At 45.5% G+C, this 25,162-nt stretch carries 29 protein-coding genes; 22 read left to right on the forward strand and 7 right to left on the reverse strand.

The window, feature by feature from the left end; translation table 11 throughout:
* The first annotated feature begins 197 nt into the window (after positions 1–197).
* The 7 genes from ACH59B_RS03705 to ACH59B_RS03735 all read left to right on the forward strand — a co-directional run bounded on the left by ACH59B_RS03705 (position 198) and on the right by ACH59B_RS03735 (position 4,971).
* Complete coding sequence (locus ACH59B_RS03705; RefSeq protein WP_017425727.1) at positions 198–782, forward strand: TetR/AcrR family transcriptional regulator; 585 nt, start codon at positions 198–200, stop codon at positions 780–782.
* 106 nt (positions 783–888) lie between these two features.
* Positions 889–990, forward strand: coding sequence for a hypothetical protein (locus tag ACH59B_RS03710; RefSeq protein WP_014599460.1), 102 nt, complete (start codon positions 889–891; stop codon positions 988–990).
* A gap of 65 nt (positions 991–1,055) precedes the next feature.
* Positions 1,056–1,178 (forward strand): hypothetical protein, encoded by a 123-nt coding sequence (locus tag ACH59B_RS03715; protein WP_016819381.1) that lies wholly within the window; start codon positions 1,056–1,058, stop codon positions 1,176–1,178.
* A 168-nt stretch (positions 1,179–1,346) separates the two neighbouring features.
* Positions 1,347–1,802, forward strand: coding sequence for a MerR family transcriptional regulator (locus ACH59B_RS03720; RefSeq protein ID WP_016819380.1), 456 nt, complete (start codon positions 1,347–1,349; stop codon positions 1,800–1,802).
* 40 nt (positions 1,803–1,842) lie between these two features.
* On the forward strand, positions 1,843–3,054 hold the full coding sequence (locus ACH59B_RS03725) for an MFS transporter (RefSeq protein WP_277376251.1): 1,212 nt from the start codon (positions 1,843–1,845) through the stop codon (positions 3,052–3,054).
* Positions 3,055–3,081: 27 nt separating this feature from the next.
* The gene (locus ACH59B_RS03730; RefSeq protein WP_277376252.1) at positions 3,082–3,510 is read left to right on the forward strand and encodes a universal stress protein; all 429 of its coding nucleotides are present in this window, start codon (positions 3,082–3,084) and stop codon (positions 3,508–3,510) included.
* Between the two features lie 42 nt (positions 3,511–3,552).
* Positions 3,553–4,971 carry an aldehyde dehydrogenase family protein gene (locus ACH59B_RS03735; protein WP_277376253.1) on the forward strand — a complete coding sequence of 473 codons (1,419 nt, stop codon included), beginning with the start codon at positions 3,553–3,555 and terminating at the stop codon, positions 4,969–4,971.
* Positions 4,972–5,129: 158 nt separating this feature from the next.
* On the opposite strand, the gene ACH59B_RS03740 is transcribed toward ACH59B_RS03735, so the two are convergent.
* The 3 genes from ACH59B_RS03740 to ACH59B_RS03750 all read right to left on the reverse strand — a co-directional run bounded on the left by ACH59B_RS03740 (position 5,130) and on the right by ACH59B_RS03750 (position 7,327).
* Positions 5,130–5,924 (reverse strand): SDR family oxidoreductase, encoded by a 795-nt coding sequence (locus tag ACH59B_RS03740; RefSeq protein ID WP_277376254.1) that lies wholly within the window; start codon positions 5,922–5,924, stop codon positions 5,130–5,132.
* Between the two features lie 84 nt (positions 5,925–6,008).
* On the reverse strand, positions 6,009–6,296 hold the full coding sequence (locus ACH59B_RS03745) for a DUF1330 domain-containing protein (protein WP_017425723.1): 288 nt from the start codon (positions 6,294–6,296) through the stop codon (positions 6,009–6,011).
* A 377-nt stretch (positions 6,297–6,673) separates the two neighbouring features.
* Positions 6,674–7,327: a YafY family protein gene (locus tag ACH59B_RS03750; protein ID WP_277376255.1), complete on the reverse strand. Its 654-nt coding sequence runs from the start codon at positions 7,325–7,327 to the stop codon at positions 6,674–6,676.
* A 340-nt stretch (positions 7,328–7,667) separates the two neighbouring features.
* On the opposite strand from ACH59B_RS03750, the gene ACH59B_RS03755 reads away from it, so the two are divergent.
* A complete protein-coding gene (locus tag ACH59B_RS03755) occupies positions 7,668–8,228 on the forward strand; it encodes an NAD(P)H-dependent oxidoreductase (protein ID WP_090891299.1) in 561 nt (186 codons plus the stop codon).
* 501 nt (positions 8,229–8,729) lie between these two features.
* Here the strand turns inward: ACH59B_RS03755 and ACH59B_RS03760 are convergent.
* Positions 8,730–9,194: an AbrB/MazE/SpoVT family DNA-binding domain-containing protein gene (locus tag ACH59B_RS03760; RefSeq protein ID WP_016819375.1), complete on the reverse strand. Its 465-nt coding sequence runs from the start codon at positions 9,192–9,194 to the stop codon at positions 8,730–8,732.
* A gap of 249 nt (positions 9,195–9,443) precedes the next feature.
* Here ACH59B_RS03760 and ACH59B_RS03765 point away from each other — a divergent pair, with 249 nt between their 5' ends.
* The 3 genes from ACH59B_RS03765 to ACH59B_RS03775 all read left to right on the forward strand — a co-directional run bounded on the left by ACH59B_RS03765 (position 9,444) and on the right by ACH59B_RS03775 (position 11,804).
* Positions 9,444–10,316, forward strand: coding sequence for a hypothetical protein (locus tag ACH59B_RS03765; protein ID WP_017425719.1), 873 nt, complete (start codon positions 9,444–9,446; stop codon positions 10,314–10,316).
* Positions 10,317–10,430: 114 nt separating this feature from the next.
* Entirely contained in the window at positions 10,431–10,802 is a 372-nt protein-coding gene (locus tag ACH59B_RS03770) for a MerR family transcriptional regulator (protein ID WP_044787871.1), read from the forward strand.
* A gap of 237 nt (positions 10,803–11,039) precedes the next feature.
* Positions 11,040–11,804 (forward strand): MerR family transcriptional regulator, encoded by a 765-nt coding sequence (locus tag ACH59B_RS03775; RefSeq protein WP_019686120.1) that lies wholly within the window; start codon positions 11,040–11,042, stop codon positions 11,802–11,804.
* A 97-nt stretch (positions 11,805–11,901) separates the two neighbouring features.
* On the opposite strand, the gene ACH59B_RS03780 is transcribed toward ACH59B_RS03775, so the two are convergent.
* Together ACH59B_RS03780 and ACH59B_RS03785 are read right to left on the reverse strand one after the other, a co-directional pair.
* On the reverse strand, positions 11,902–12,378 hold the full coding sequence (locus ACH59B_RS03780) for a hypothetical protein (RefSeq protein ID WP_017425717.1): 477 nt from the start codon (positions 12,376–12,378) through the stop codon (positions 11,902–11,904).
* A 90-nt stretch (positions 12,379–12,468) separates the two neighbouring features.
* On the reverse strand, positions 12,469–12,948 hold the full coding sequence (locus ACH59B_RS03785; RefSeq protein ID WP_285694256.1) for a GAF domain-containing protein: 480 nt from the start codon (positions 12,946–12,948) through the stop codon (positions 12,469–12,471).
* 349 nt (positions 12,949–13,297) lie between these two features.
* On the opposite strand from ACH59B_RS03785, the gene ACH59B_RS03790 reads away from it, so the two are divergent.
* From ACH59B_RS03790 to ACH59B_RS03825, 8 genes are all read left to right on the forward strand, one after another.
* A complete protein-coding gene (locus ACH59B_RS03790) occupies positions 13,298–13,603 on the forward strand; it encodes a hypothetical protein (RefSeq protein ID WP_285694258.1) in 306 nt (101 codons plus the stop codon).
* Positions 13,604–13,789: 186 nt separating this feature from the next.
* Positions 13,790–14,386: a GNAT family N-acetyltransferase gene (locus ACH59B_RS03795; RefSeq protein WP_285694260.1), complete on the forward strand. Its 597-nt coding sequence runs from the start codon at positions 13,790–13,792 to the stop codon at positions 14,384–14,386.
* Positions 14,370–15,125, forward strand: a complete 756-nt coding sequence (locus tag ACH59B_RS03800; protein ID WP_102999219.1) for an energy-coupling factor transporter transmembrane protein EcfT — start codon at positions 14,370–14,372, stop codon at positions 15,123–15,125. The genes ACH59B_RS03795 and ACH59B_RS03800 overlap by 17 nt, the downstream gene beginning before the upstream one ends.
* A gap of 162 nt (positions 15,126–15,287) precedes the next feature.
* The gene (locus ACH59B_RS03805; RefSeq protein WP_285694263.1) at positions 15,288–15,875 is read left to right on the forward strand and encodes an ECF transporter S component; all 588 of its coding nucleotides are present in this window, start codon (positions 15,288–15,290) and stop codon (positions 15,873–15,875) included.
* Positions 15,876–15,928: 53 nt separating this feature from the next.
* On the forward strand, positions 15,929–17,488 hold the full coding sequence (locus ACH59B_RS03810; protein WP_404303351.1) for an ABC transporter ATP-binding protein: 1,560 nt from the start codon (positions 15,929–15,931) through the stop codon (positions 17,486–17,488).
* Positions 17,489–17,661: 173 nt separating this feature from the next.
* Positions 17,662–19,176: an MDR family MFS transporter gene (locus tag ACH59B_RS03815; protein ID WP_016819365.1), complete on the forward strand. Its 1,515-nt coding sequence runs from the start codon at positions 17,662–17,664 to the stop codon at positions 19,174–19,176.
* A gap of 609 nt (positions 19,177–19,785) precedes the next feature.
* Entirely contained in the window at positions 19,786–21,285 is a 1,500-nt protein-coding gene (locus tag ACH59B_RS03820) for a glycoside hydrolase family 68 protein (protein WP_019686126.1), read from the forward strand.
* Between the two features lie 107 nt (positions 21,286–21,392).
* On the forward strand, positions 21,393–22,985 hold the full coding sequence (locus ACH59B_RS03825; protein WP_102999215.1) for a glycoside hydrolase family 32 protein: 1,593 nt from the start codon (positions 21,393–21,395) through the stop codon (positions 22,983–22,985).
* Positions 22,986–23,153: 168 nt separating this feature from the next.
* Here the strand turns inward: ACH59B_RS03825 and ACH59B_RS03830 are convergent, their stop codons facing one another.
* Positions 23,154–23,618 carry a MarR family winged helix-turn-helix transcriptional regulator gene (locus ACH59B_RS03830; RefSeq protein ID WP_013369372.1) on the reverse strand — a complete coding sequence of 155 codons (465 nt, stop codon included), beginning with the start codon at positions 23,616–23,618 and terminating at the stop codon, positions 23,154–23,156.
* Positions 23,619–23,904: 286 nt separating this feature from the next.
* On the opposite strand from ACH59B_RS03830, the gene ACH59B_RS03835 reads away from it, so the two are divergent.
* From ACH59B_RS03835 to ACH59B_RS03845, 3 genes are all read left to right on the forward strand, one after another.
* Positions 23,905–24,330, forward strand: coding sequence for a hypothetical protein (locus ACH59B_RS03835; protein ID WP_016819361.1), 426 nt, complete (start codon positions 23,905–23,907; stop codon positions 24,328–24,330).
* A 195-nt stretch (positions 24,331–24,525) separates the two neighbouring features.
* Entirely contained in the window at positions 24,526–24,711 is a 186-nt protein-coding gene (locus tag ACH59B_RS03840) for a spore coat protein (protein WP_016819360.1), read from the forward strand.
* Positions 24,712–24,727: 16 nt separating this feature from the next.
* Positions 24,728–25,027, forward strand: coding sequence for a spore coat protein (locus ACH59B_RS03845; protein ID WP_019686128.1), 300 nt, complete (start codon positions 24,728–24,730; stop codon positions 25,025–25,027).
* The last annotated feature ends 135 nt before the right edge of the window (positions 25,028–25,162 follow it).

Below are 25,162 nucleotides of genomic sequence, written 5' to 3' on the forward strand. Positions count from 1 at the left end.
TAATAATTCCTGCTCGTTCATCCATCTAACTGGTTAATTATACCTTGAAGGGGGATACCCTTGATTTTCCATAACATTCAGTCCTTCTATATTAGGACTTTTGAAGGAAAGGTATATATCATCCTCAAGCCCGTTGTTCTTACTGCAAAGGAACTTTATAATACGATAGATTTGTGGTGTAAGGGGGCAAAACCGTGATAAGAGCAGGAGTCAGAAGTCGGGAAAGTCGGCGGTTGTTACTGGAAGCGGGGGCTGAAGAGTTCGCTCAGACGGGGTTTTACCAAACTAAGGTAAGTTCGATTGCGGCACGTGCAGGATTGACGCAGCCGGATTTTTATATTCATTTTGAAAGCAAAGAACAAATGTATGAGGAGCTTGTGGAGAGCTTCCGTACTTTGGTGAATGAGACGGTACAAAGTATGAAGATTGGCCCGGACCTAAGCGAAGCTGAAGTTTTGAGACGGGGACAAGCTTTTCTGGAAGCTATTTTTCGCATGTTGTCTAATAATCCGGCGATCACTCGTGTCGGTTTTTACCAGGCGGCAGACTCGGTACACATCAAGGCGGAAATGGCGGAGCACATCAAGAAGCATCTGCTGGCGGCACAACGATGGGGTTCCTGCCGTGAGGAACTTGACCCTGAACTGACAGCAGAATGTGTGATCGGTTTGATAGAACGGCTGACGTTAACGAAATTGCTGCCTGGACGTGAAAGCCCGTCTGTACTTGCCAAGCAGGCAAGAAATCTCCTGTATCACGGAATGCTCGCATCCGAAGAATAACTGGACCCCAAACCCATATTTGGGCAGCAGGCGCGGCATTTGTCCCTATCATGGACGGTGGCATAAGCATAAGATGCTTTTGTAAACCATGAAGGGAGGAATCACCATGTCTGGAGTAGGCGCTGGTTATGGAGCTTTTACATCTACAGGAGCGATTCTGGTACTTTTCATTCTGCTCGTTATTATTTCCAAAGCATTCGTTATCTAATTCTCAGTTGAAGAATTTGATTTCGGGCGATTTGTTGTAATCGACAGAGGGAGGAGGAATTTGAGATGGGTGAAGTAGATAGAAGCTGTGGCTGTGGCGGTGGCGGCTACGGCATGTGGACTTCCACTGGTGTCATTTTGGTACTCTTTATTTTGCTGGTTATCATCACACGTACTTTCTTCATCTAAAGTGATATTCATGGGCTTGAGCGCCGATGCTTCGGGTCTATGACTATGCAATCCCAAATAGGAACCGTCTCTAACAGAGGCGGTTTCTTTGTGTTTGAAAGTTTACGTTGACGTTAACGTTATATAGGCGTAGTATTTATATATAATCTTTTTCATAAGGTGGGTGTCATGGTTACGTATAAAATTGATGAGGTCGCGAAGCAAAGCGGTTTAACCAAGCGAACTATTCGTTATTATGAGGAAATCGGCTTATTGCCCTCCCCGCAGCGCAGTGAAGGAAATATGCGGCTGTATACGCAGGAGGATGTGGATTTACTAAAAAAAATAGTGAGTGCCAAGGAAGTGCTTGGCTTTTCTTTGCAAGAACTTCAGCGGTACATGTCCGCAGCAGAAATGCTCAAGGGGCAGCGGGAGGAATATCGCGAGCGCACAGAGCATTTGCAGCCAATCGAGCGACGGACCATGTTGGAGGATATGGAACGTACGCTGAACGAACAGTTGGACTTAATGGAGGGAAAGATCAACAGTATCCGTATGCTCCAGACAGAGCTGGAGGAGCTGCGGGTTAGGGTGCGTGAACGTAAGGTTCTTCTGGATGAGGAACTTGAGCACGACCCATCATAACAAGAACATTTACATTCAGATGTGGAGGTAACATCCTATTATGAGTTCACAACATGCATTACCTGAAGAGTTAAAAGAACGCTCAGGCTTGCTGTCTCAACCTAAAGCGGTATGGGCGGTCGCCTTTGCCTGTGTTATTTCATTTATGGGTCTGGGATTGGTCGATCCGATCCTGCCGGCCATTGCCGATCAGCTTCATGCTACGAAAAGCCAGGTGTCGCTGCTGTTCACCAGCTATAATCTGGTGACGGGCGTTGCGATGCTGATTACGGGCGTTGTATCTAGTCGATTGGGTGTCAAATGGACGTTATTAACCGGCATATTATTTATTATTGTGTTTGCCGGACTGGGCGGCACGGCTAGTACAGTTGGCGGAATTGTGGGCTACCGGGCAGGCTGGGGCCTGGGAAACGCTTTGTTTATCGCAACAGCGTTGTCTGCGATTGTAGGTCTGTCCACTTCTGGAACAGCTAAAGCGATTATTTTGTATGAAGCGGCCTTGGGGCTTGGGATTTCAGTCGGCCCGCTGCTAGGCGGTGAGTTAGGTTCCATTTCCTGGCGCGGTCCATTTTTCGGTGTAGCTGGATTGATGGTTATTGGCTTTTTGTTCATTACGTTTATGCTGCCTTCGATTCCAAAGCCGAAAAAACGCGCTTCCATTGCGGACCCATTCAAAGCGTTAAGTTATCCTGCCTTGTTCACGCTCGGCATTGTAGCATTGTTATATAACTTTGGATTCTTTACGTTGATGGCGTATTCTCCATATGTCATGCATTTAGACGAGCATGGTTTGGGTTATGTGTTTTTTGGTTGGGGAATTATGCTGGCCTTTACCTCGGTGTTTGTAGCTCCAAAGATTCAAGCACGCTTGAGCGTGGTATCTTCCATTAGTATCATGCTGACGTTGTTTGCCATTGATTTAGGTGTTATGGCGATTGGGACTTTAGCTGGTTCGCCAACGACTGTCATTGTCGCGGTCATTGTGGCTGGTATTTTTCTGGGGATTAACAATACATTGATTACAACCGCTGTTATGCAGGCTGCTCCAGTGGAGCGCTCCACAGCATCTGCGGCTTACAGCTTTATGCGTTTTTTGGGCGGGGCCATTTCACCATGGCTTGCAGGGAAGCTGTCAGAGTGGTATGCAGCAGAAACTCCGTTTTATTTTGGAGCATTGATGGTACTGATTGGCGTAGCTGTGCTGATCGTACGTCGCCGACATATGCAGGATATTCAGGTAGATGCACACTAACATTGAACTTCTGGGGAGGAAAAGAGTATGAGCGAATTCAAACAGATTCTGGTCGCGATTGATGGTTCGGAACACGCTATGAAGGCATTGGAGACAGCCAAAACGTTATCCAAGCAGCTTCAGGGAAACCTGCATCTGACCGTATTGCATGTAAATCCGACTTTATCCATGAATGAGCCCCCGGTTGGGATTGATGTGGATGAGCGGATCGAAGAGGAAGGTCGTCATATTCTGGAGCCTGCAGCCGACTATTTGAAGGACGACGGCATTTCGTACCGTATGCTGGCAGGTCATGGTGATCCGGCGAGTTTCATTTGTAAAATTGCAGATCAGGAAAAGGTAGATCTGATCATTATGGGAACACGGGGACAGGGACTTGTTTCGGAGCTGATCCTGGGTAGTGTGAGCCATCATGTGATTCAGCACGCACCTTGTCCAGTGCTGACAGTGAAATAGTATTAAATGAGACATTGATATAGAGCAAAGGAGGAAAAAAGCATGCAGCAGCACTTATTTATTGGCGGTGAATGGAAAGCAGCTTCATCATATACGACGCTGAAATCACCGTATTCCGAGGAAGTCATTGCCGAGGTAGCAGAGGCCACTGCTGAGGATGCCAAGACCGCTATTCAGGCGGCTTCTGATGCACGTGCAGAGATGCGGGCCATGCCAGCGCACCAGCGGTCAGCTATTTTGGAGAAGCTGGCTGACCTGCTGGAAGAGCAGCGTGAGGATGCAGCGCGTACCATTGCACGTGAAGCGTCCAAGCCATGGAAGGCTGCGCTTGCGGAAGTTGATCGGACGGTACAAACCTACAAGTTTGCAGCCGAAGAAGCCAAGCGCATTCACGGAGAGACCATTCCGCTGGATGCAGCACCAGGCGGCGAGGGCCGTATGGCCTACACGCTCAAAGAACCCGTCGGGGTAGTAGGAGCTATTACACCATTTAACTTCCCGATGAACTTGGTCGCTCATAAAGTGGGCCCTGCGCTGGCAGCAGGCAATACGGTCGTATTGAAGCCTGCGGAGCAGACACCACTGTCGGCTTACTTGATCGCGGAGCTGTTGGAGCAGGCCGGGTTGCCTGCGGGCGCTCTTAACGTGATCAGCGGCGATGGCAAAACCATTGGCGACGTACTTGTCACTGATCCACGTGTCAGCTATATCACCTTCACCGGTAGCCCGGCAGTCGGTACAGAAATTCGCTCCAAGGCTGGCTTGAAGCGGGTTACGCTGGAGCTGGGTTCCAACGCGGCTGTTATTATTGACCGTGATACAGATGTGGACGCGATCATCGACCGTTGTGTGAGTGGAGCCTTTGCCAATCAGGGGCAGGTATGTATCTCGGTTCAACGTATTTACGTTGTCGGTGAGCTGTATGATACGTTCGTGTCCCGATTTATAGAAGCGACTCAACGTTTAAAAATCGGAGATCCGCTAGACCCGGACACGGACGTATCGGCGCTCATCTCAGCCAAGGATGTCGAGCGTGTTCGTGTGTGGCTGGAGGAAGCAGTCCAAGCAGGCGCGAGAATCGCTCTGGGTGGTCATGCCGAAGGTGGGATTCTGGAGCCGACCGTATTGCTCAATGTGGACCCGACTTCCAAGGTGTCTTGTCGCGAAGTGTTTGCCCCACTTGTGCTGATTCATTCCGTTAGCTCTGTAGATGAGGCTGTGAGCCATGTGAATGATTCAATTTATGGCTTACAGGCGGGAATTTACACACGTAATATCACGACCGCGCTGGATGCAGCGGACAAGCTTGAGGTAGGGGGCGTGATGATCAATGACATACCAAGCTTCCGTGTTGACCATATGCCGTATGGCGGTGTGAAGCAAAGTGGCACTGGACGCGAAGGTGTAAAGTACGCTATGGAAGAAATGTTGGAAACCAAGCTGATCGTTATTAAACGGTAAATAGCTGTATAAAAGCCTATCTGATGGACATGGATAATACGTTTTACGTATATCTGCTCATTAGATGGGCTTTTTTTTCTCATTATTTGCGCGAATGTCAGATGAAAATAAAGTGTTAGACTGAAAAATATTTGGATAAAGCGTATTTAGCTTGAGTTTTAGACCGTTGGAACTGTTCCACCGTCAATATTATATTCACTTCCTGTAATAGAAGCGGCCCGGTCGGATACCAGAAAAGCAACAAGCTCAGCGACTTCTTCTGGTAGTCCTGGACGACCAATTGGAATTCCTCCCAACGAGTCCATTAGTTGCTTTAATGCACTTTCTCGATCGCCTGTAGTCTCAGCAATCCGATCAATCAAACTTTGTGCTGCCTTCGTTTCGATAAAGCCTGGCGCAACTGTATTAATACGAATGCCTTGAGGCGAAAACTGCTTGGATAATCCTTTGCTGTAAGTAGTTAAAGCTGCTTTGGCCGCAGCATAAGCCAATGTTGCATCATATAGAGGCAAGCGACGTTGAATAGATGAAATATGAATAATAACACCTGAACCCTTTTCCACCATAGCCGGCAGCAGTCCACGGTCTAAACGGACGGCAGCAAACAGATTGGCGTTAAAAGTTTGCTGCCAATGCTCGTCCGTCAAGACAAGAGCTCCCCCGGATGGGGCTGACGAGCCTCCAACATTGTTGACAAGAATATCTACACCGCCTAGGCGCTCAAGAACGCTGTTTACCACTTTATCTACACCTTCAGGCGTACTAATATCGGCTGGAATAAATAGGTCCGCATTTTCTAAATTAACTGGAGTAGTTCGAGCCGTAGTTATTACAGTAGCACCTGCAGCTGTAAGTCTCTTAGCAATAGCCTCTCCCATTCCTTTGGTACCGCCTGTGACCAAGGCCTTTTTGCCTTTAAACTCACTTAAAATGCTTTCTAATTGAAAACTCATGTGAATAATTCCTCCTAATTTTGACAATAGGGTTGAGAACTACCTCTAGGTATCTTCACTCCGAGTTCACTTGTTTTGCGAACCTTACACACTATCGACAATGATACCCCGGTAACGCCCTCCGCGCAGTCGATGCTTTAGGGCTTTTTGATAGGCTGGACTAAAGTACCAAGCTTGTGCTTCCTCAAAAGTGGGGAATTCCAAGATGGCCAGCCCTTCAATATTGGGTCCTTCCAGGACCTGGTATGCGCCATACATTGCTAGGGGGTTGACGGAATGTCCCGCCAAACCTGCCGGTGCCAATTGAGAATAGAGTTGGAGTTCAGTTTGATCGGTACTCTGTTCACGTATAAAAACAACATAAGCGGGCATATACGTTTTCCCTTTCTTATTTTTTAATTTTTTTATGGAAGTGTAATAATCAGTTCTTTAATTTTATTGTTGTTTACTAGAAATTGATGTTTAAGTAGGAGTGGGTCGGGAAGATTCGATTTATCAAAGTCTCCGTCTACTTTCGCAATTACGACGATGGTATTATTAATGTCATATCCAAGATCAACGCATCTTTATCGAAAGCGGAAGTAAATGCTTCAAGCCGGGATTTGTTCGCTGATGTAAAGTAAGTCTCTACTACTGGTGGCAGGGATCTATGTGGATTCATTGATTCTTCAACCTCCTATGGTGAGTATGTTGTGAGCGATAACTTCAAACTCATCATAGCAGTAATAATATGACTACATGATGTCATATTATAGAGGATCATTTAAATTTCTTTTCATCGTTTCTAAATGAGACAATATTCTTGTACGTACTTGTTCGGGGCTAACCTCTATAAGGAGGGGACCAAAGGATAGCAGATAACTGTCCAACCAATTGCCTACAGGAAATTGTGCCGTGACGGTATAAGAGCCGTCTTCCCTCTGAGTAATTGTTTTCTCGGCAAATTCATCGTATACGCGGTAAGCTCCTTGAGCAGAAATGTGAAGAGTTACTTCAATGGTATGAAGCAAGTCGTTCACCTTTGTATCTGTAGCTGCTACGACTGTTCTTGGCTCATAACTAATTTCCGTAACTACAATCTCTTTCATTCGGCTAATCTTAAATACACGATAACTTTCGGTATTTAAACAGTAACCCTCCACATACCAGGATTTATCTTTAAACAAGAGCTTGGCAGGTTCGATGCTACGATAACTCTGTTCCCCGGCGACGTTATAATAGCGGAACTTTATAACACGGTTTGTGATTATCGCGTTGCGTATAAGAGTGAATAGCTGTCTCTGGCTGTTTTGGCTTCCCCATGGCGAAAAATCTACTTCGATCCAGTTTCCCATTTCTTTTTTAAAAAGCCTACTCAACTTGCTTAGCACTTCTTCTACCTGTGGAATGGTAGCTGTAGCCACACTCTGAAGGGCATCAACTGGGGGACTTTATTTTCTTTGGACAGCGATAATAACACTGCCTTGGATCAGATCTTTTTACAATTCTTTATATAAAGTTGGACCAAAAGCACTTGCGAAATAAAAATGAATAAACTATACTGAGACCAATCAATTAGTGATTGATCAATTACTAACTGATTAACAATCAACGTAGGTGACATTTATGAGCAGCATACGCTTCAAGTTGACTGAACGTATCTTTATTGGAACTATGAATTGATGCAGATTCAGTTAGATGAAGATGTATGAAGCTAAGTAATTGATCAATCACTCATTTTATTAGTAAATGGAGGAGAAGAAAATGAAACATCTTATTATTTACGCGCATCCATCACAAGAAAGCTTTAACCATGCAATTTTGACCACAGCATTGAAGGGGCTAAAGCAAAAAGGGCATGATGTGGTGGTTCGTGATCTATATGATATCGGCTTTCAACCTGTAGTCAGCAGTAGCGAGATTATTGGAGGAATCGGAGAAGATATTGTGCGGGAACAGAAGTTTTTGCAATGGGCAGAGGTGGTCACCTTTATTTATCCGATATGGTGGACGGGGATGCCAGCCATAATGAAAGGGTATATTGACCGCGTATTCTCTTACGGGTTTGCTTACAAATATGTAAACGGGGTGCAGATGGGGCTACTCAAGGGGAAGAAAGTCATCATCCTCAACACCCAAGGGAAATCACATGCGGAATATGCCAGCAATGGCATGGATCAAGCACTTCACTTGACGTCCGACAAAGGCATATTTGAATATTGCGGACTTGACGTTATGTATCATATATTTTTCGAGTCGGTACCCCAATCCGATGAAGATACACGTAAAGAATGGCTTCGCCAGATTGCAGGCATACTTGGATAAGGGCCTTGAGCCTGACTGATTTGAGTAACATCAATATAAGACTGTGTACCGGAATTAACCAAATTACTTACTTCATTAGTGGTTGCGAAGTGTGGTTGTGGCGATCCTATCGAACGATTAGAAAACGTACTTGTTGGAATGGGCAAGTTCCTATAAGATATTTTTTTGAAACTCACTGTCACTAAAAATCATATCTTTACAGGTAAAAGTATTTTGGATGAGTTGAAACAACATTAAAATGAATAAATAAACGAAATGGCCTTCTTTACGTAGAGAAGGTCATTTCGTTTAATTTAGGCGTTACTATTAATTGGCATAGTCTTATTAATAAGGCGTTGTCGCTTGCAAGTCATCTAGTAGTTCTTTGTACCTAGTTCGAGGATTTCGCAAATGTGTTTCCTACTTTTTGTCGGTTAGCTATGATGCTGCGTATCACGGTTCAAAATTAGCTGTACATGATGAAATCTCTGGTGTATACCTATGTAGGATAGCAAGCTGTAGTTATAGCATTTTTTTGAGCTGGGATATACGGGCTTGGGAAACCTCAAGCATTTTGGCATATTCGTGCTGTGCTGCATTGGGTTGCTTTTGCATTAATTCTTTGAGGCTTTCAATCATCTGCTGTGTCGATCTCCGTAGACGTTTGGACTCTTTAATCGACCGTTGTCCGTTGGCTAAAGCCGATTTGGCTGGTCTTAGGACAGGGCTAAAATTTAACCCCTTCTTTAAACTTTCAATACATTCTTTACAAATAAAACTATCTCTAAAATAAGTCAATTGTTCTGCTGAACCACACATTTTACACGTCACCCCGGTATATTTTCGAAAGGCGAGAATACCGGTTTCCTCATCTGCGAAAATCTCAACGGGGTCACCCACATTAAAATCCATAGAAATTCGCATTTCTTTGGGAATGACGATACGGCCTAACGCATCTAGGGGACGTGTCATACCTGTACTTTTCAAATGATAACCTCCTTTTTTTATATCCTTATAATACTAAATAATTATAGTAAAAAAGAATAGGCTTAGAGAAGCAATCGCATATATTAAGTAAACTGTTGAAAAGTATACAAGTAATTCCCAAAATATGTTTTTTTAATCATGGAAAACGTGTTGAGAAATTATAGGGGATTACCGATATATATTCAGAATGAATATTCTAGTTGGCGAAGGAATTTTTAGTAATATACGATAAGGAGCTGTGAATTACATATGGCAATCGATTTGGACACTGCTATTCCTGCAGTCATTATAAAGGTCGGCGGATTAGTAGATCAGCCCGAGCAATTCACCGCCGAGGCGAAGAAGGCTGCTGCTATGCTGGGAGAAGAGGCATTGCCTCTATTCCCGCGTTATTTTTTTGGAACTGAGTTGCAGAAGCCTGAGAGTTTGGCAGGAAAGTACGAAGGGTTGGGCGACTGGCTGCATATTCAACAGGATGCGATTTTTGAGATTATCTACAATTACAGGGAAAAAGCGATTCCCATGCTGTATGAGGTGGCGTTCGGGGTGTACGATTGGACGCAGTATAAGGCAGTGAGGATACTAACTCGGTTAGCCCGTGAAGGTGTTCAGACCGAGCAGATTGTGGACGATATTATCAGCCATGTCGATGATTTTCGTTATGAGGCACAAATGCCTACATTTTATTTTCTGTCGGGACTGACGGGCAATAAGAAGGTTGCCGCACTGCTGCAAAGGCACTTCCTTGAGAATTTGGAATACGATCCGATTGATGCCTTTGATATTTTTGAGAATTTGTACCGTTGTTCGCCTGATGTTGCTAGGAGACATGCCGATTTTCTCAAAGCCATTGCCCGTGGTGAAGGCCTAGAAGGTCGTTCCCCGTTACTGGATGGAGCGATAGGGACTACCGATGAGAACGGCAAGCAAGAGTACCACTGGCCTGGTGATGAACCTGTCGAAGAGCAGCACCAATTACGAGCGGCCATATTCTATTACCAGTTGAATTCTCAGGATGAGGAGGTCAATCGGCGGTTAGATCAATGGGAAGTGAGCCATCCAGAGGAGAATGTAAGGAGTTATATTGGGAGATTACGAGGGGAAGGACAGGGAGAGAGCTAACTGTTCAGTTGGTGAATAGAGAAATGTTAATTTTGCACTCTTTTCTATGAAAACTTATACTTATCGTTACAGCTGGCTTGAAGCGAAAATAAAAGAATCAGGAGGGGATCAACCATGTACTCCATTAAAGAAGTTGAAATCAGGAGTGGATTGCCCGCATCTACCCTTCGTTATTATGAAAAAGAGGGCATTCTACCTGATGTTGGTCGGGATGAGGGTGGGAGAAGGGTATATACCGAGAAACAAATGGATTGGATCAGGTTTCTTATGGCTATGAAAGATACGGGAATGACCATTGAAGAAATTAAGGCATATCTTGAGCTAAATGTAAAAGGAGAAGCCACAATCCAAGAGAGAAGAGACTTCCTGGTTGCCCACAAAAAGAAAGTGGAAGAACAGATGGCCCAAACGCAGCGCAATTTGGAGAAAATTATTCAAAAGATAGCTTTTTACGATCATGTGGTCATGGGAAAAAGCTTCTCTTAGTTGCCAAATCGAATTGAATATATGAAGCCCGCAGCCTATTTGAAATACGCTGTAGGGCTTTTTTTGCATAGATATCTAAAGATACCTACTGTAGGTCGCAAGTATGAAAAATCGTTGGCAATTAGCGGTTCATGATGTGCTTACAGGGTAAAAGTGTATTACCAAGGTGGGGAAGTGGGGGCGTTGACTCTCACGCCACGGGAGGCTGTAGACTGTGAAAGCAAGGGGGGAAGCGGAATGGCTTATACAGTAAAGGAAGTATCTAATCTGTCAGGAATCAGCGTTCGAACTTTGCATTATTATGATGAAATTGGATTGCTGAAACCACATCATATCGGAAATAATGGATATCGCTATTACGAGCAGGAACAACTGTTGAGGCTTCAACAAATCATGGTGTACAGGGAACTGGATTTGCCTTTATCCGAAATTGGCAATGTGCTAAAGCAAACCAAGGAGCAGAAAGCCGAGGTTTTGCAGGTGCATCGAGCCAAGATTGAGGCTAAGGTCTTCCGCTTGCATACTCTCCTTCAGACCATTGACGAAACGGTGGCTCATTTGAAAGGAGAACAAACGATGAAACCAGAGCAAATGTACCAAGGGTTTAACCCGGAAAAACAGGAAATGTATGAACGTGATCTGACGGAACGTTATGGTTCACAGGTCGAAGAAAAGATCCAGGAGAGTAAGACCGCGACGACGAACTGGAGCAAAGAGGATTATTTGGATTCACAGGCAGAGGCAGATCAGATTCATCGGGAGCTGGCTGAAGCCATGCATAAGGGATTGAAGCATAACAGTGCAGAAGTACAGGCGCTGATCCGCCGTCATCTTCAATGGGTAAGCCGATTCTATACCCCTACAGCAGAAATTTATAGCGGGCTGGGAGACTTGTATGTAGAACATGAGGACTTCAGTAAAATGTATGAAGGCTATCGCCCTGGGCTAGCTGAATATTTGCGAGACGGAATGAAGGAGCTGGCCAAACGGGAATTAACCTAGAGCAACAGCTGATGAAAAGGGCTATAAGTAATATGAAAAAGGGTGAACAACAAACCCATCGACGGCCTGCTGTTCACCCTTTTTTGTGTAAAGCAGCTTACATGCTGCTTGGTGCTGTTCTCATGCTTTGCTGACTGCTGTTTCCGTACTGCTGCATGCTACCACTGCTTGCAAAATGCTGCCCGGTCGTCCCCATGTGTTGCGGAAAGCTGTGGTTCATGTGGCTTCCTGCACTAAAGGTGGATGGTTGCATACTGCGAGAAGCATAGTTATCGCCAAATCCAGGTTGAGTCATTTGGCTGCTTGAGCGGATGGAGTTTTCCAATTGGCTACACAGTTGAATGACTTGCTGGTATTGCTGCATCGCTTGCTGGTGATGCTGAATTGCGGTTTGAATCATTTGAGCTGCGCTACGTTCGCGTTGCACTAGGCTTTCAAGGCTGGATGCGTTTTGTTGCTCTTGTTGCAGCAATTGCTGATACATAGCAGTTCCTTGCTGTGTTTGTTGTACCAATTGCTGCATAATTTGTTCACATTGATGAAGTTGTTGTTGTGGAGCCATGTTGTTGAACATTGATCATCAATCTCCTTCGCCGGATAGTTTAGGTTTTAGGACCCTCATATATTGTGGCGAAGGAAGACTATATATATGCACAATTTTTGGTTACAGGCTGGACACCAGAATAGCCGTAAATTCTTCTAGGAATACACGATCTTCTTGATCAAATCGGCTTTTTAGAGGGCTATCAATGTCCAGCACCCCAATCAGCTCCTCATTCTTGATCAGAGGGATAACGATTTCGCTATTGGAAGCAGCGTCGCAGGCGATATGTCCTGGAAATGCATGTACATCGTCTATGACAAGTGTTCGCCGTTCAGCTGCTGCGGTACCGCAAACGCCGCGTCCCAGTGGAATCCGTATACATGCGGGTAGACCTTGGAAAGGACCTAGTACAAGCTCAGTGCCATCATAAAGATAGAAGCCACTCCAGTTCACATCTGGAAGAAAGTGACCCAGTAACGCTGAAGCGTTCGCTAAATTGGCAATCCTATTGGATTCATCGTGAACAAGTGCCCGGAGTTGTCCGAGAACGGATTCGAATTGTTCCTGACGTGTTCCTTCGTAAGGAATAGTTTGAAACATGTAGAGTCCACGCTCCTAACATTAAATTTTCATATAAACTGTTGTATATACAACCAAAAATAGGTAATTGTGCAAATCGCTTTTACCATTGGTTAATTAATTTAAGATATAACGATTGTACATATTCAGTCAAGTAGAAAATAGCACTATCGCCTTGGAATAATCTCCGTACTCTAGCAGCACAATTCCCTATCTGTACAAGTAACGCTGACGGCAAAGCTTTACGTTTTAGCGGGACATATAATATAGAAAGTAATTCAGCGAGGGTTGCCCTCATCTGTTTCCAGCTTCTCCCCTATGGGTAAAAACAATGTAACATGTTGGCTTAGGCCAGGGAGGAGTTACAATTATGCATGCAGATGTTCAGAACTTGTTTATCCGTATACAGATGCTTTCTTATGCACATCAGGACGATTTGACGGTAAGAGATATACAACCTGTACTCGAAGAACGCGGATACCGCGTAGGAGAACGTGAAGTCAAGCAGGAGCTGGAAAACCTGACACAGGAAAACTTTCTGACACCGCATGATGATATGTTCAGCCTTACCGGCGCAGGGATCGAAGAATTGCAGGAAATTCAGTCGATGCTAGGCGTATTGTACGAGGATGTTGTGAAAAATCCAGCGCATGTCACTGCCCGTACCTCTTCTTAAAAGGATTAGAGACACAAAAATCTTATAACAATAAAAGTAGCCCTCTTCATTCCTGATACCAGGAAGCGGAGGGCTAATTTGATTTATAAGGGCCTGTCCACTTTAATAAGGTTGTGTTTGTTGGAGGTGTATGCTTAAATGTAGCGTGTATTTGTTGTTATTTGGATGCTGGAAGGATGATGGAATTTGTGTGCATATGCATGTAAGGGGCATATACCACTGCTGGAAAGCCCGCGTCTTCGGCTGCGAAGGATGGAAAGCCGGGATGCGGCTACAATGTTCGCTTGCTGGTCTGACCCGGAGGTTCACCGTTATATGAATCTTTCCGGTATGTCAGGACGTGAGGATGCAGAGGATATGATTGAGCTATTGAATGAGCTGGCGAAGACGGAAGATGCGCTGCGCTGGGGGATCGAACTGAAGGAGAACGGGAGGCTGATTGGAAGCTGCGGCTTTAATTATTGGCAGACGGAGGGAGCTTATAAAGCCGAGATTGGTTATGAGTTGGCCAAGCCTTATTGGCGACACGGTTATATGACCGAGGCGCTTCGCTTAGTGCTGTCATTCGGATATAACACGATTCGATTAAATCGGATCGAAGCGCTGGTGGACCCGCGCAATACAGGCTCACAAGCCCTGCTGTCCTCGATGGGCTGGTCCCAGGAAGGATTGTTACGGCAGGTACAGCATACATCTACAGGCTTTAAAGATATGCTGATGTATTCAATACTGCATGAAGAATGGCTTAGACTGGAGGCACAACGAAATGCTATTTCAGTATAACGGCGGTTCGTCGCCGCTGCACAGGCTTGGACCGTTAAGTAAGCTTATATGGGTGGGATGCTTTAGCCTCCTGTCGATGGCATGGGATTCGACGATACGGGAAGCGGCACTCCTGGTGGTACTGATCGCTGTGGCTGGCTTCGGCGCACGTTTGACGCTGGCACGCCAACTTCGCGCTATGTCGTTCCTGATTGGTTTAGGTATTCCGTATTTTATTCTGTCTATCCTAGCGATTCGAGAAGGGCATACAATCGCTTCATGGGGACCCATTGTGATTACAACTGAGGGACTGGATATCGCGGGGGCATTAACGCTGCGGATTTTTGTATTGTTTTTGGCATCCTATATCTATCTCTCGACGACCGATCCCCGAGATTTTGTGCAGGCTTTGAATATGCGCTTGCGTGTGCCTTATCGGTTTGCGTTCGGTATTTCTGTGGCGTTGACTTTTCTACCCTTATTGGAAGAAGAGGGGCAAACCATTATGGCTGCACGGCGTGTTCGGGGGCAGATGCCACCACGAGGATGGGGCAATCGCTTATCATGGTGGAGCGGGTATGCGGCTGCTGTGTTGGTGAATGCCGTGAGACGCGTTCAGCAGACGGCGTTGGCTATGGAAGGCAAAGGTTTTGGCGCATATGCAGAACGGACGTATCTTCGAACACTGAAGAATGGGCGTTTAGGCTACGTATATGCTGTGATTGCTGTATTCGCTACGGCTGTTTTATGGTGGGTATGATAAAGAAGCAGCCCCTTTTTTTGCTCTTATTGTCAACTTGTTAAATAAAATTAGGTTGACAATAAGATGGCGGATGAATACATTTATACAGTAACAGTTTGTACAAGGGCCAGAGTCTATGACCTTGTATACTAGATTATGGAGAGGAGTCAAGAATTATATATGAAGGGATCTCGTGTTTTTGCCAAGTTTACAACGCTGGATATCGTGTTAATGGCCATGCTGGCTACGTTGAACGGCGTCATGACTGTGTATTTGTCGATGATTAACAAAACGTTAAACAGTCTGGGAGGGCCGATCGCAACTTCCGCTATTGTTGGGCTGTACATGATATATGGTTTACTGGCCTATTATATTATTCGTAAGCCAGGTACGGCGGTAATTGCTTATGCCTTTGGCGCGGTAGTGCAGTCTTTTATGGGCTCTGCCTATGGGATTGCATCTATCATTGCGGCAGCTGTCTGCTATATGGTTGCGGCGGAGCTTGTATTTGCTCTATTGCGGTATCGACGCTGGAGCACAGTTTCACTGATGCTGGTGGGCGGGGCCATGGTTCCCCTGTGGTTTATTGTGGCAGCCAATATGTTTGGCTATATGCATTGGGGATGGAAGGTGCTGACGGTTGCACTGGTCGTTCGTATCCTGAGCGGCATTATCCTGTGTGGTCTGCTGACAAAAATACTAGGCGATGCCTTGAATCGTACAGGTCTATTAAAACGCTTTGAACTGGGCCGCGCTTCACGTGCATAACCAAGGCTTACATAGTTATAGCCTGAACAATAGGGATCGAGGGTATTTCGGTTATGAATGAACGTAGTGATCATGATGCAGAAAATAGAATAGCTGTCTCCTTAAGGGATTTTGGCTATCGGTATGATGACCAGCTGGAGCCAGCGTTACATGGTCTGACGCTGGACATTGCGGTGGGTGAGCACGTAGCCATTGTTGGAGCTAGTGGAAGTGGAAAGTCTACGCTGTGCCAGCTGCTTCATGGCGGGTTGTCCCGTTCTGGCGAAGGCGAACGGACGGGCGAGCTGACCGTGTTCGGGATGGACCCCGACACCGCTGAATTGGCTACGGTCGCCACCACTGTCGGCGTCGTGCTTCAGGACCCGGATGCCCAGCTGGTGCAGGGGATCGTCGAAGACGAAATTGCTTTTGGACCGGAGAACCTGCGCGTACATCCGGCAGAAATAGAGCAGCGCCTTGCCGCTGCGCTGGGGGCCGTTGGCCTGGCATCCGAGCGAGGCTCCTTCGTGCGGCGCCTCTCGGGAGGCCAACGCCAACGCACCACCATTGCTGCGGTGCTGGCGCTTGAAACACCGCTGGTCGTGTTCGACGACGCAGCGGCGCAGTTGGACCCGCCGGCGGTACGTGAATTCGTCCTGCTATGTCGGCGGCTCCATGCCGCAGGCCGGACGGTGATCACTGCGTCCAGCCGCATAGATGATGGTGCGCGTGCAGCGCAGCGCCTCATCGTGCTGAAGGGCGGGACTATGCTGCTGCAAGGCCCGCCCGAAAAGCTGCTGCGCGAGCATGGTGCGCAGCTGGTAGCCTGGGGGCTGCTTCCCTCTTCCGCGGGGAGGGAAGACATGCCGCGTGAGCCGGAAGGGAATGCCGGCTCGGCAGCTTATTGCGCTGGGCAGCCGTTGCTGGAGGTGAAGGGATTACCCTTCACCTACCCCGGCAGCCAGCGCGCGGCGCTCAAGGGCGTGAGTCTTGCCCTTGCGCCTGGCGAACGAGCCGTAATGCTGGGCGAGAACGGCTCTGGCAAAACCACGCTGGGCAAGCTGCTTATGGGCTTGCTCCCCGCGCCGAAGGGATGCATGTGGTGGGAAGGGCAGGATATGTCGAAGCTGCCCATTCACCGACTGGCCGCCGGGATCGGCTATGTGTTCCAGCAGCCAGAGCATCAGTTTGCAGCTGCAACGGTGTGGGAAGAGTGCTTGTACAGTGTGCGGGTCAAGCTTGGTTTACGGATCGGAGATCCGGTTCCCGCCGCCTATGAGGAACGGGCGCATCGCTTGCTGACAGCCGCCAGGCTGGATCACCGACTGGAGGTCTCGCCGTATCTGCTAAGTGGAGGCGAAAAAAGGCTTTTGAGCGTTGCGGCACAGTTTATCCTCCCCAAAAAGCTTTACATTTTGGATGAGCCGACTGCGGGAACGGATTACGAAGGGGCAAACATCCTGCTCCATATGTGCTCAGAGCAGTCTGCTGAAGGCGCGGCTTTTCTGATCATTACCCACGATTTGCAGATAGCTGAACGCTTTGCCAGCCATGTTCTGCGCATGGAAGAGGGGTATCTCTATAAAACGGAAGATAGCTGGATTAATCATACGATTACAGTTGACAAAAATTAAGGATATGTAGACAATAATATATATACATCGTACATAACAGGCGGCCTATATAGGCCGCCTGTTTACGATTATACAGTGCGGATAATCATTCAAGCTGGGAAGGAAAACCGTACAGATACAGCACAGTTTATACAAGGAAAGGATTTGTGATTTGCTTGGGAAACGATAAACCTATGAAGCGCGGACTCGTGCTGACAGGTGTTCTATTGGCCACCTTTCTGGCCGCGATTGAAGGAACGGTTATCGGTCCGGCGGGACCGACAATTGTTAGTGAACTGGGCAGTGTGAATTTGCTCAGCTGGATTTTTACAGCATATTTGTTGACGATGGCTGTAACTACGCCTATTTTCGGCAAGCTTAGCGATTTGTTTGGCCGTAAACCCATTTTTCTAATTGGGTGCTCGTTATTTGTGATTGGCTCTTTGCTTTGTATGCTGGCTGGTAGTATGGAGCAGCTTATTTTATACCGAGCCATTCAAGGGATTGGAGCAGGCGGTGTCATTCCTGTTACCTTTACCATTATCGGTGATATATACAAAATGGAGGAACGTGGTAAAGTCCAAGGCATGATCAGCTCGGTATGGGGGATTTCTTCCCTTGTCGGGCCTCTCTTGGGCGGTTACGTGGTCACCTATTTTGGCTGGGAATGGATTTTTGGCTTTAACGTTCCCTTTGGATTTCTGGCTATGTTCTTCATCGCCCGTTACCTGCGGGAACAGGTAAGCAAGCGTACCGCACGTATCGACGTGGCGGGAGCAGTTACCTTTACCATCGGGATGACGGCACTCTTGCTCGTATTGGCCCTGGGGGGACAGTATATCGACTGGACTTCTCCTGAATTGCTGGCCTTGGCTGCCGTGGCCATTTTGTTTCTGGTTTTGTTTTTGGTTATCGAAAAGCGCGCTCAGGAACCGATGGTCCCTCTGAAGCTGTTTCGGATACGGGATATCGCTTTTTCCTGTGCCGCTGCACTACTCGTCAGTACCCTGCTAATCGGGCTGACTAGTTATCTTCCACTATGGATTCAGGGCGTACACGGTGGAGATGCCGCTTCATCTGGTCTGGCGCTGGCCCCAATGTCGGTAGGTTGGTTGTTCGGCTCCATGATCGGAGGACGCATTTTGCTGACGCTGGGCTCGCGTCGAACCTCTTTGATCGGGCTGACTCTGATTGTATTGGGAGCCTTCGTCATGACCTTGATGAACCTAACAACTCCAATCTGGCTTCTGTTCCTGTCTACGTTATTGTATGGACTGGGATTTGGCTTCTCGATAACCGTGTTCACGATTATTGCTCAGTCCTCGGTCGGATTCCAGCTGCGTGGCGCGTCTACAGCCTTGAATACGTTCCTGCGCACATTGGGACAAACGATTGGGGTTGCAGCCTTCGGTTCATGGCTGAATTATCGTATTGCTGCCCAGACAGCGGACGGACAGCTCACTCAGCAAGGGGTTACACAGGAGGATATTAATGGTCTGCTTGCCCCGCATGCTTCACAAAGTCTAAGTGACAAGGTTGCCGGATTACTCCGGTCTGTACTGGAAAACAGTCTGCATTCCCTATTCGTGATCATGGTCGTTATTGCGGTGATTAGCTGGTTTGTTGTCCTCGGATTGCGGAACCGCCCACCGGGTACGGAAGAAGAGGCAGATCAGCGTGTGAAGACACCACAAAGAGAACACGCATAAAAAAAATATACTTCTTTCATATTAAAGAGACAGTCCGGTACACCAATAAGGGGCCGGGCTGTTTCTTTATGCTAAGGTCTCTTCTCCTACTGATTTAGCAAAAAGCCACCTCGTATAGGACCGATAAATTCCCCAATATACAAAAAGTAAAAAAAATCCCCTAGAGATTGCGATATATTCATATGATATAGGTTACAAAGTGGTAAAAAAGTCTTAAAAAATTGTAACAAAAAAGCTGTTTCTAAATTGAGCTATAGGGTACTAAGGAACCATTTTTTTGCACCCGCTTACAAATCGAGCATTTTATGAGTATATTTTGAACAATTTTGCATGTGAATGAAGCAACCAACCAAGCAAAATGGGATACGGAAAAAAATCAAGTAACAAATTTTTCTGAATGTAATAGGAATGAAAAAAATAGGTATTTTCAGAAAATTACTAGGAAAATATGAGGATGAAATTCATAGAGGAATCTGTTTTCTTCCCTCACATAATAGGGCTTTTCAGTCTATATCAATCGTTTGACATACCATATAAAATGGCCCTAGCCAACGAAAAAGTTGGGCTTCAACACTAGAAAGCATAATTACATTAAGGGAGATGGAGTACTTGAAGTTTAACAAATGGTTCAGTAAAGCAGCCACTGCAACAGTAGCAACTACCTTGCTGTTAGGAGGCGGCGTTCAGGCTTTTGCAAAAGAAAATGATAAGGCTGATTTCAATGCAGACAATGCATTTACCCAAATTACGCGTAATGACATGCTGAATATTTTCAAACAGCAAGGCAAAGAGAAATATGAGGTTCCATCCTTCGATGCCTCTACAATTAAGAATATTCCTTCTGCTATTGGTCACGATAGCTCAGGCAAGCAGATTGATCTGGATGTTTGGGACAGCTGGCCGTTGCAAAATGCCGATGGTACAGTAGCTAATTACAAGGGATATAATATCGTATTTGGACTGGCAGGCGATCCTAAACGAGGCGAGGATACATTTATATATCTGTTCTATCAAAAAGCGGGTGATACTTCACTGAGCGGCTGGAAAAATGCTGGTAGAGTCTTTAAAGACAATGATAAACTGCTCTCCAACGATCCGATTCTCAAAAATCAGTCAGAAGAATGGTCAGGTTCTGCTACCTTAACCTCTGATGGACATGTACGTTTATTTTATACCAGCAGACAGCCCTATGATCCGAATAACAAATTATACGGCAAGCAAACCTTGAGCACAGCTCAAATTAATGTCTCTCAGCCTGATGATAAGACACTGAAAGTAGATGGAGTCGAGGATTTGAAATCGATCTATGACGGTGGAGATGGTAAAACCTATCAAAATGTACAACAAAGCGTCGGAGTGGATATGGATAATCATACCCTTAGAGACCCTCACTATGTCGAGGATCAAGGGCACAAATATATTATATTTGAAGCCAACACAGGGACAGAAACAGGCTACCAGGGCGAAGAATCGCTTCAAAACTCAGCTTATTATGGTGGCAATAAAAAATTCTTCACGGAAGAGCAACAAAACTTGCAACAAAGTCCTAAGAAAAAAGGAGCTGAGCTGGCGAACGGCGCACTGGGCATCGTTGAATTGAATGATGATTATACATTGAAAAATGTAATGCCCCCTTTGCTTGCATCCAATCTGGTAACAGATGAAATTGAACGGGCAAATGTGTTCAAAATGAACGGTTTGTGGTATTTATTTACGAGTACAAGAGGTTCCAAGGTGACTGTAGATGCGATCGGTGACGATGATATTTACATGTTGGGTTATGTTTCTACTTCCTTGACAGGGCCTTATAAACCCCTGAATGGAACCGGTCTCGTTCTTCATCAGGATCTGGATCGTGATGATATTACCTGGACATATGCTCATTTTGCTATCCCGCAAGGCAAAGGCAATAACGTAGTCGTTTCGAGTTATATGACCAATCGTGGACTCTTCCCAGATCACAAATCTACTTTCGCACCAAGCTTCCTGCTGAATATTAAAGGCTCGAAAACCTCTGTTGTGAAAAACGGTATTCTGGAGCAAGGTCAAATTACGATTGATCCAGGAAATGACAAAAAAGATAACCAAAATGAGTATGGAAAGAAATAAGTAGTTATAAGCAGCATGTCCGAAGGCGACAGCTTTGGTAGATTACCGATCTGTCGTCCGTCGGACGATACATAACAATGCAATGAGGGGTAAGGAGGATCGTCATAATGAGAAAAAAAGCTTTCAAGAACATTGGAATACGATCCGTAGTAGTTATCACAGGCTTAACTATTTTCATAGCTATGGGGTGGAGTATGTACCAACAGGATGCAGGCAAACCTCAAAAACCTGCAGCAGCTCCAAAAAACCAAGCCAATCAAAGCAAGCATACAACACCGACCTATCGGGCCGCCTATCATTTTACCGTCCCGGATAAGTGGAAAAATGATCCACAGCGGCCTATTTATATGGATGGGCAATATCATTACTACTATTTATATAATCGTGATTACCCTCATAAGAACGGTACAGAATGGCGACATGCCACATCCACCGACCTGGTTCATTGGAAAGATGAAGGGGTGGCAATTCCTAAATATACGAATCCGAATGGAGACCCTTGGTCCGGTTCGGTCGTGATCGACAATAATGGCACCGCAGGTTTTGGAAAAGGCGCACTTGTAGCCATTGTCACACAGCCCTCCGCAGATGGAGGAAAGCAGGAACAATTTCTGTGGTACAGTAAGGACAAAGGCAAGACGTTTACTTCTTATCGCAACAAGCCCGTGATGTCCAACCCTGGCACGAAGGATTTCAGAGATCCCAAGATCATCCGGGATATTCAACGTAATCAATGGGTGATGGTCATGGCGGAGGGAACGAAGATTGGCTTTTATAAGTCGAAAAATTTAAAGGATTGGCAGTTTACGAGCGGCTTTCAAACGGAAAATATCGGACTTGTAGAATGTCCTGACCTTTACCAGATGCGCGCGGATGATGGGACCTATCAATGGATTCTAGGTGCAAGCGCCAATAGTAAACCAACCGGCGGACCCAATACGTATGCCTACTGGGCGGGAAATTTTAATGGAGAAGCATTTCTCCCTGATCGCAATGATCCTGATTGGCTGGATTATGGCTTTGACTGGTATGGTGCGGTTACGTTCGAGGACGGTAAAGCCAAAGACCAATACAGTCACCGTTATGCGCTGGCCTGGATGAACAATTGGGATTATGCCAACAACACGCCTACTCTGAAGGAAGGCTTTAATGGCATGGATTCGGTTGTTCGCCAAATTCGGTTGAAGCGTACAACTGATGTCGGCTATCGCTTGGTTTCACAGCCTGTATCAGCTTTGGAGCAATTCCCAACTGCAACGGAGTCATTGGGGAAGATCCAAGTAGAGGGGACCCACAAGCTTCCGGTAGCAGGTGATGCCTATCAGTTAGAAGCAGATGTATCTTGGTCAACGATCAAAAATACAGGCTTGAGACTTCGAGAGTCTGCGGATGGCAAGCGTCATGTAGATGTGGGTGTTTCGGTGGAGGGTCAATACTCTTATGTAAACAGAGCGAACACAGGGCAGCCGGATCAGAGTGGTAAATATGTAGAGAGTAAGGCGCCTTTTGATACCAATAAAAAAAATGTCCACTTGAAGATTCTTGTCGATAAAACCAGCATCGAAGTCTTTGTAGATGATGGAGAAGTAGCTTATTCCTCCTTAATATTTCCACGCTTAGAGGATCAGGGAATTACTCTTTTTTCAGATGGCGGTAAGGCTATTTTCAATAATGTAGTGATCAAACATTTTAGTCGATAACAGGTCTTATGCTGCTCGTAAGCTTAGGCATATTTCGCTCAGGTATATATAAAGTCCACCCATAAATATAAGGGTGGACTTTTCTGTGTAAATCTAAATTTTCGTTAGCACAGCTATAGGATTGTTCTTTTATTCACAATTGAACAGTTGCTAAAATTACTATTCATTCTATTTGTGATAAGGTGACAGATTATCAGCGCTACGGCCCAATTTTTTGAGCAAGCCGATGAGTTGATCTCTTTCGGTTTCGCTGATTCCGCTAAAGGCACGTTCAATCTGACGTGTATAATCAGGATAAATTTCGTCCATGACGCGTTGTCCTTCGTCCGTCAACTCTGCATATATAATACGACGATCTTGGTCGCACGGGTGACGGTGCAAATAACCACGGCTCTCCAGCTTGTCGATAACATAAGTGACATTTCCGCTTTGCAGAAGCAGTTTGGCTCCAATTTGTTGAATTGGTTGTGCTCCCTTGTGATATAAAACTTCCATCACGGCGAAGGCCGTTGGGTTGAAGCCCACCGTTTTGATGCCAGCAACCGCATGTTCGTTTACACTTTTGAATGACTTGGCAAACACGCTATACAAATGCATAGATTGCTGTGTCACCAATGTTCGGTAATCTATCATCTTCATTCCGCCTTTATGTATGGATTTGGGCATCCTTTGACCGCTCGGTTCGGATGACCGGGCAACCATACCCTTACTACTAGCATAAAGGGATTTACGTAGGGAAAACATGCGATTTGTCACAGTAGCTGCTTTTTTAATTATTTAATTTCAAAGCTTTAAGGTAAATTTTTGAAAAATAAAGGTTTCGAATGTAAAAATACCGTTCCGATTGGTTATATTAACAAATAACATACCTAATGAACCCAAATAACAAAATAAGATAAATTCAGAGGAGATGAAGCACATGGATACGGGTTCTTTCCGTTTTCAATTTCGTGATCCGCAGCAAGCCGCCCAAGCCTGTGAAACATTAAAGGAAATTGGATACTCTGCCAGCACGAACGGTGATACAGGCCTCAGTGTTCACGTTGAGAACCAGGATGTGCTGTCTGCATTAGAGATTTGCCAAGCTTATGAAGGAAGTATAATTGAGACAGGAGTTCTCACTTATCGTCCAGGTAAACAAAGTAATATCGGTGTGCAAAATCCAGGTTATAGCCCGGAGGATTGGATTATTCCAGCACACATCATTAATGAGGACTGGAGCGAGGCGTATAAAAGCGGCTCTTCCCAAACGTTTACGAACAACACAACACAGGAACACAACGTCAGCTCTGATCAACAACCGGAAGACGATGTGGACGGTTTTTCAGGTAGCGTCCATACCTAAATAATGGTGTTCACGCTTGCTGCTCATTTTGGAACAAAAAGGTTCCTTCAAACCATGACTAATGGTTTGAAGGAACCTTTTTTCATAATGAGAAAAAGCTGAAAAGGACATTGTGAAAACTAAGGTTCTTGGATCGTGCATAAGGGCAGTAATCGTAGGAAATACCAAAAGAAGTTCAGAAAGGAGGTTTTGATCTTGCAAAAACTCGGAGTTCACGAAAAATTGGAATTGCATGAGCTGCTTACGTTTAAAACAACTTGTATCACAAAAACTCAAACCATGCTTCCTTTAGTCTCAGATTCAAATTTAAAAAATATTTTACAGCAGGACATTAGTTGCGGTACACAAGATATTCAACAGCTTAGAAATTTGCTTGTATAATTTAAGGAGGAATAACGTGAATTCTTTTATTGAGAATATAACCGGTACGACCCCTATGACCGATCAGGTGATTGCTTCAGATCTGTTAATTTCAGCTAAAAGCGGGATCAAAAACTACGCCGCAGCGTTAACAGAGTCCACTAGCCCAGAAGTTCGAAATGTCCTTTGTGACCAATTGAACAAAGCTGTTAATCTTCATGAGCAAATTTTTAATTATATGAAGAACAATGGTTACTACAACGCCTATGATCCAGATCAGCAAATTCAAATGGATATTCAAAATGCAGACAAGGCACTTTCTTTGCCCAAAATGTGAAACGTTTAATTATAAAGAAGCACCAGCAAGCTTTATTCGAGTTTGCTGGTGCTTCTTTATTACAAATTGAATGAACTTCACATGAAATATGGAGAAGAAGGGAATCATGAAAAAACAAGGTATCGGTCTCAAATT

Source organism: Paenibacillus sp. DP01, assembly GCF_044784315.1.
Taxonomy (GTDB): Bacteria; Bacillota; Bacilli; order Paenibacillales; family Paenibacillaceae; genus Paenibacillus; species Paenibacillus polymyxa.

Coding starts and splice junctions, on each gene's coding strand:
- ACH59B_RS03710 (WP_014599460.1), top strand. CDS start 889: ATGTCTGGAGTAGGCGCTGGTTATGGAGCTTTTACATCTACAGGAGCG.
- ACH59B_RS03715 (WP_016819381.1), top strand. CDS start 1,056: ATGGGTGAAGTAGATAGAAGCTGTGGCTGTGGCGGTGGCGGCTACGGC.
- ACH59B_RS03720 (WP_016819380.1), top strand. CDS start 1,347: ATGGTTACGTATAAAATTGATGAGGTCGCGAAGCAAAGCGGTTTAACC.
- ACH59B_RS03725 (WP_277376251.1), top strand. CDS start 1,843: ATGAGTTCACAACATGCATTACCTGAAGAGTTAAAAGAACGCTCAGGC.
- ACH59B_RS03730 (WP_277376252.1), top strand. CDS start 3,082: ATGAGCGAATTCAAACAGATTCTGGTCGCGATTGATGGTTCGGAACAC.
- ACH59B_RS03735 (WP_277376253.1), top strand. CDS start 3,553: ATGCAGCAGCACTTATTTATTGGCGGTGAATGGAAAGCAGCTTCATCA.
- ACH59B_RS03740 (WP_277376254.1), bottom strand. CDS start 5,924: ATGAGTTTTCAATTAGAAAGCATTTTAAGTGAGTTTAAAGGCAAAAAG.
- ACH59B_RS03745 (WP_017425723.1), bottom strand. CDS start 6,296: ATGCCCGCTTATGTTGTTTTTATACGTGAACAGAGTACCGATCAAACT.
- ACH59B_RS03755 (WP_090891299.1), top strand. CDS start 7,668: ATGAAACATCTTATTATTTACGCGCATCCATCACAAGAAAGCTTTAAC.
- ACH59B_RS03765 (WP_017425719.1), top strand. CDS start 9,444: ATGGCAATCGATTTGGACACTGCTATTCCTGCAGTCATTATAAAGGTC.
- ACH59B_RS03770 (WP_044787871.1), top strand. CDS start 10,431: ATGTACTCCATTAAAGAAGTTGAAATCAGGAGTGGATTGCCCGCATCT.
- ACH59B_RS03775 (WP_019686120.1), top strand. CDS start 11,040: ATGGCTTATACAGTAAAGGAAGTATCTAATCTGTCAGGAATCAGCGTT.
- ACH59B_RS03780 (WP_017425717.1), bottom strand. CDS start 12,378: ATGTTCAACAACATGGCTCCACAACAACAACTTCATCAATGTGAACAA.
- ACH59B_RS03785 (WP_285694256.1), bottom strand. CDS start 12,948: ATGTTTCAAACTATTCCTTACGAAGGAACACGTCAGGAACAATTCGAA.
- ACH59B_RS03790 (WP_285694258.1), top strand. CDS start 13,298: ATGCATGCAGATGTTCAGAACTTGTTTATCCGTATACAGATGCTTTCT.
- ACH59B_RS03800 (WP_102999219.1), top strand. CDS start 14,370: ATGCTATTTCAGTATAACGGCGGTTCGTCGCCGCTGCACAGGCTTGGA.
- ACH59B_RS03805 (WP_285694263.1), top strand. CDS start 15,288: ATGAAGGGATCTCGTGTTTTTGCCAAGTTTACAACGCTGGATATCGTG.
- ACH59B_RS03810 (WP_404303351.1), top strand. CDS start 15,929: ATGAATGAACGTAGTGATCATGATGCAGAAAATAGAATAGCTGTCTCC.
- ACH59B_RS03815 (WP_016819365.1), top strand. CDS start 17,662: ATGAAGCGCGGACTCGTGCTGACAGGTGTTCTATTGGCCACCTTTCTG.
- ACH59B_RS03825 (WP_102999215.1), top strand. CDS start 21,393: ATGAGAAAAAAAGCTTTCAAGAACATTGGAATACGATCCGTAGTAGTT.
- ACH59B_RS03830 (WP_013369372.1), bottom strand. CDS start 23,618: ATGATAGATTACCGAACATTGGTGACACAGCAATCTATGCATTTGTAT.
- ACH59B_RS03835 (WP_016819361.1), top strand. CDS start 23,905: ATGGATACGGGTTCTTTCCGTTTTCAATTTCGTGATCCGCAGCAAGCC.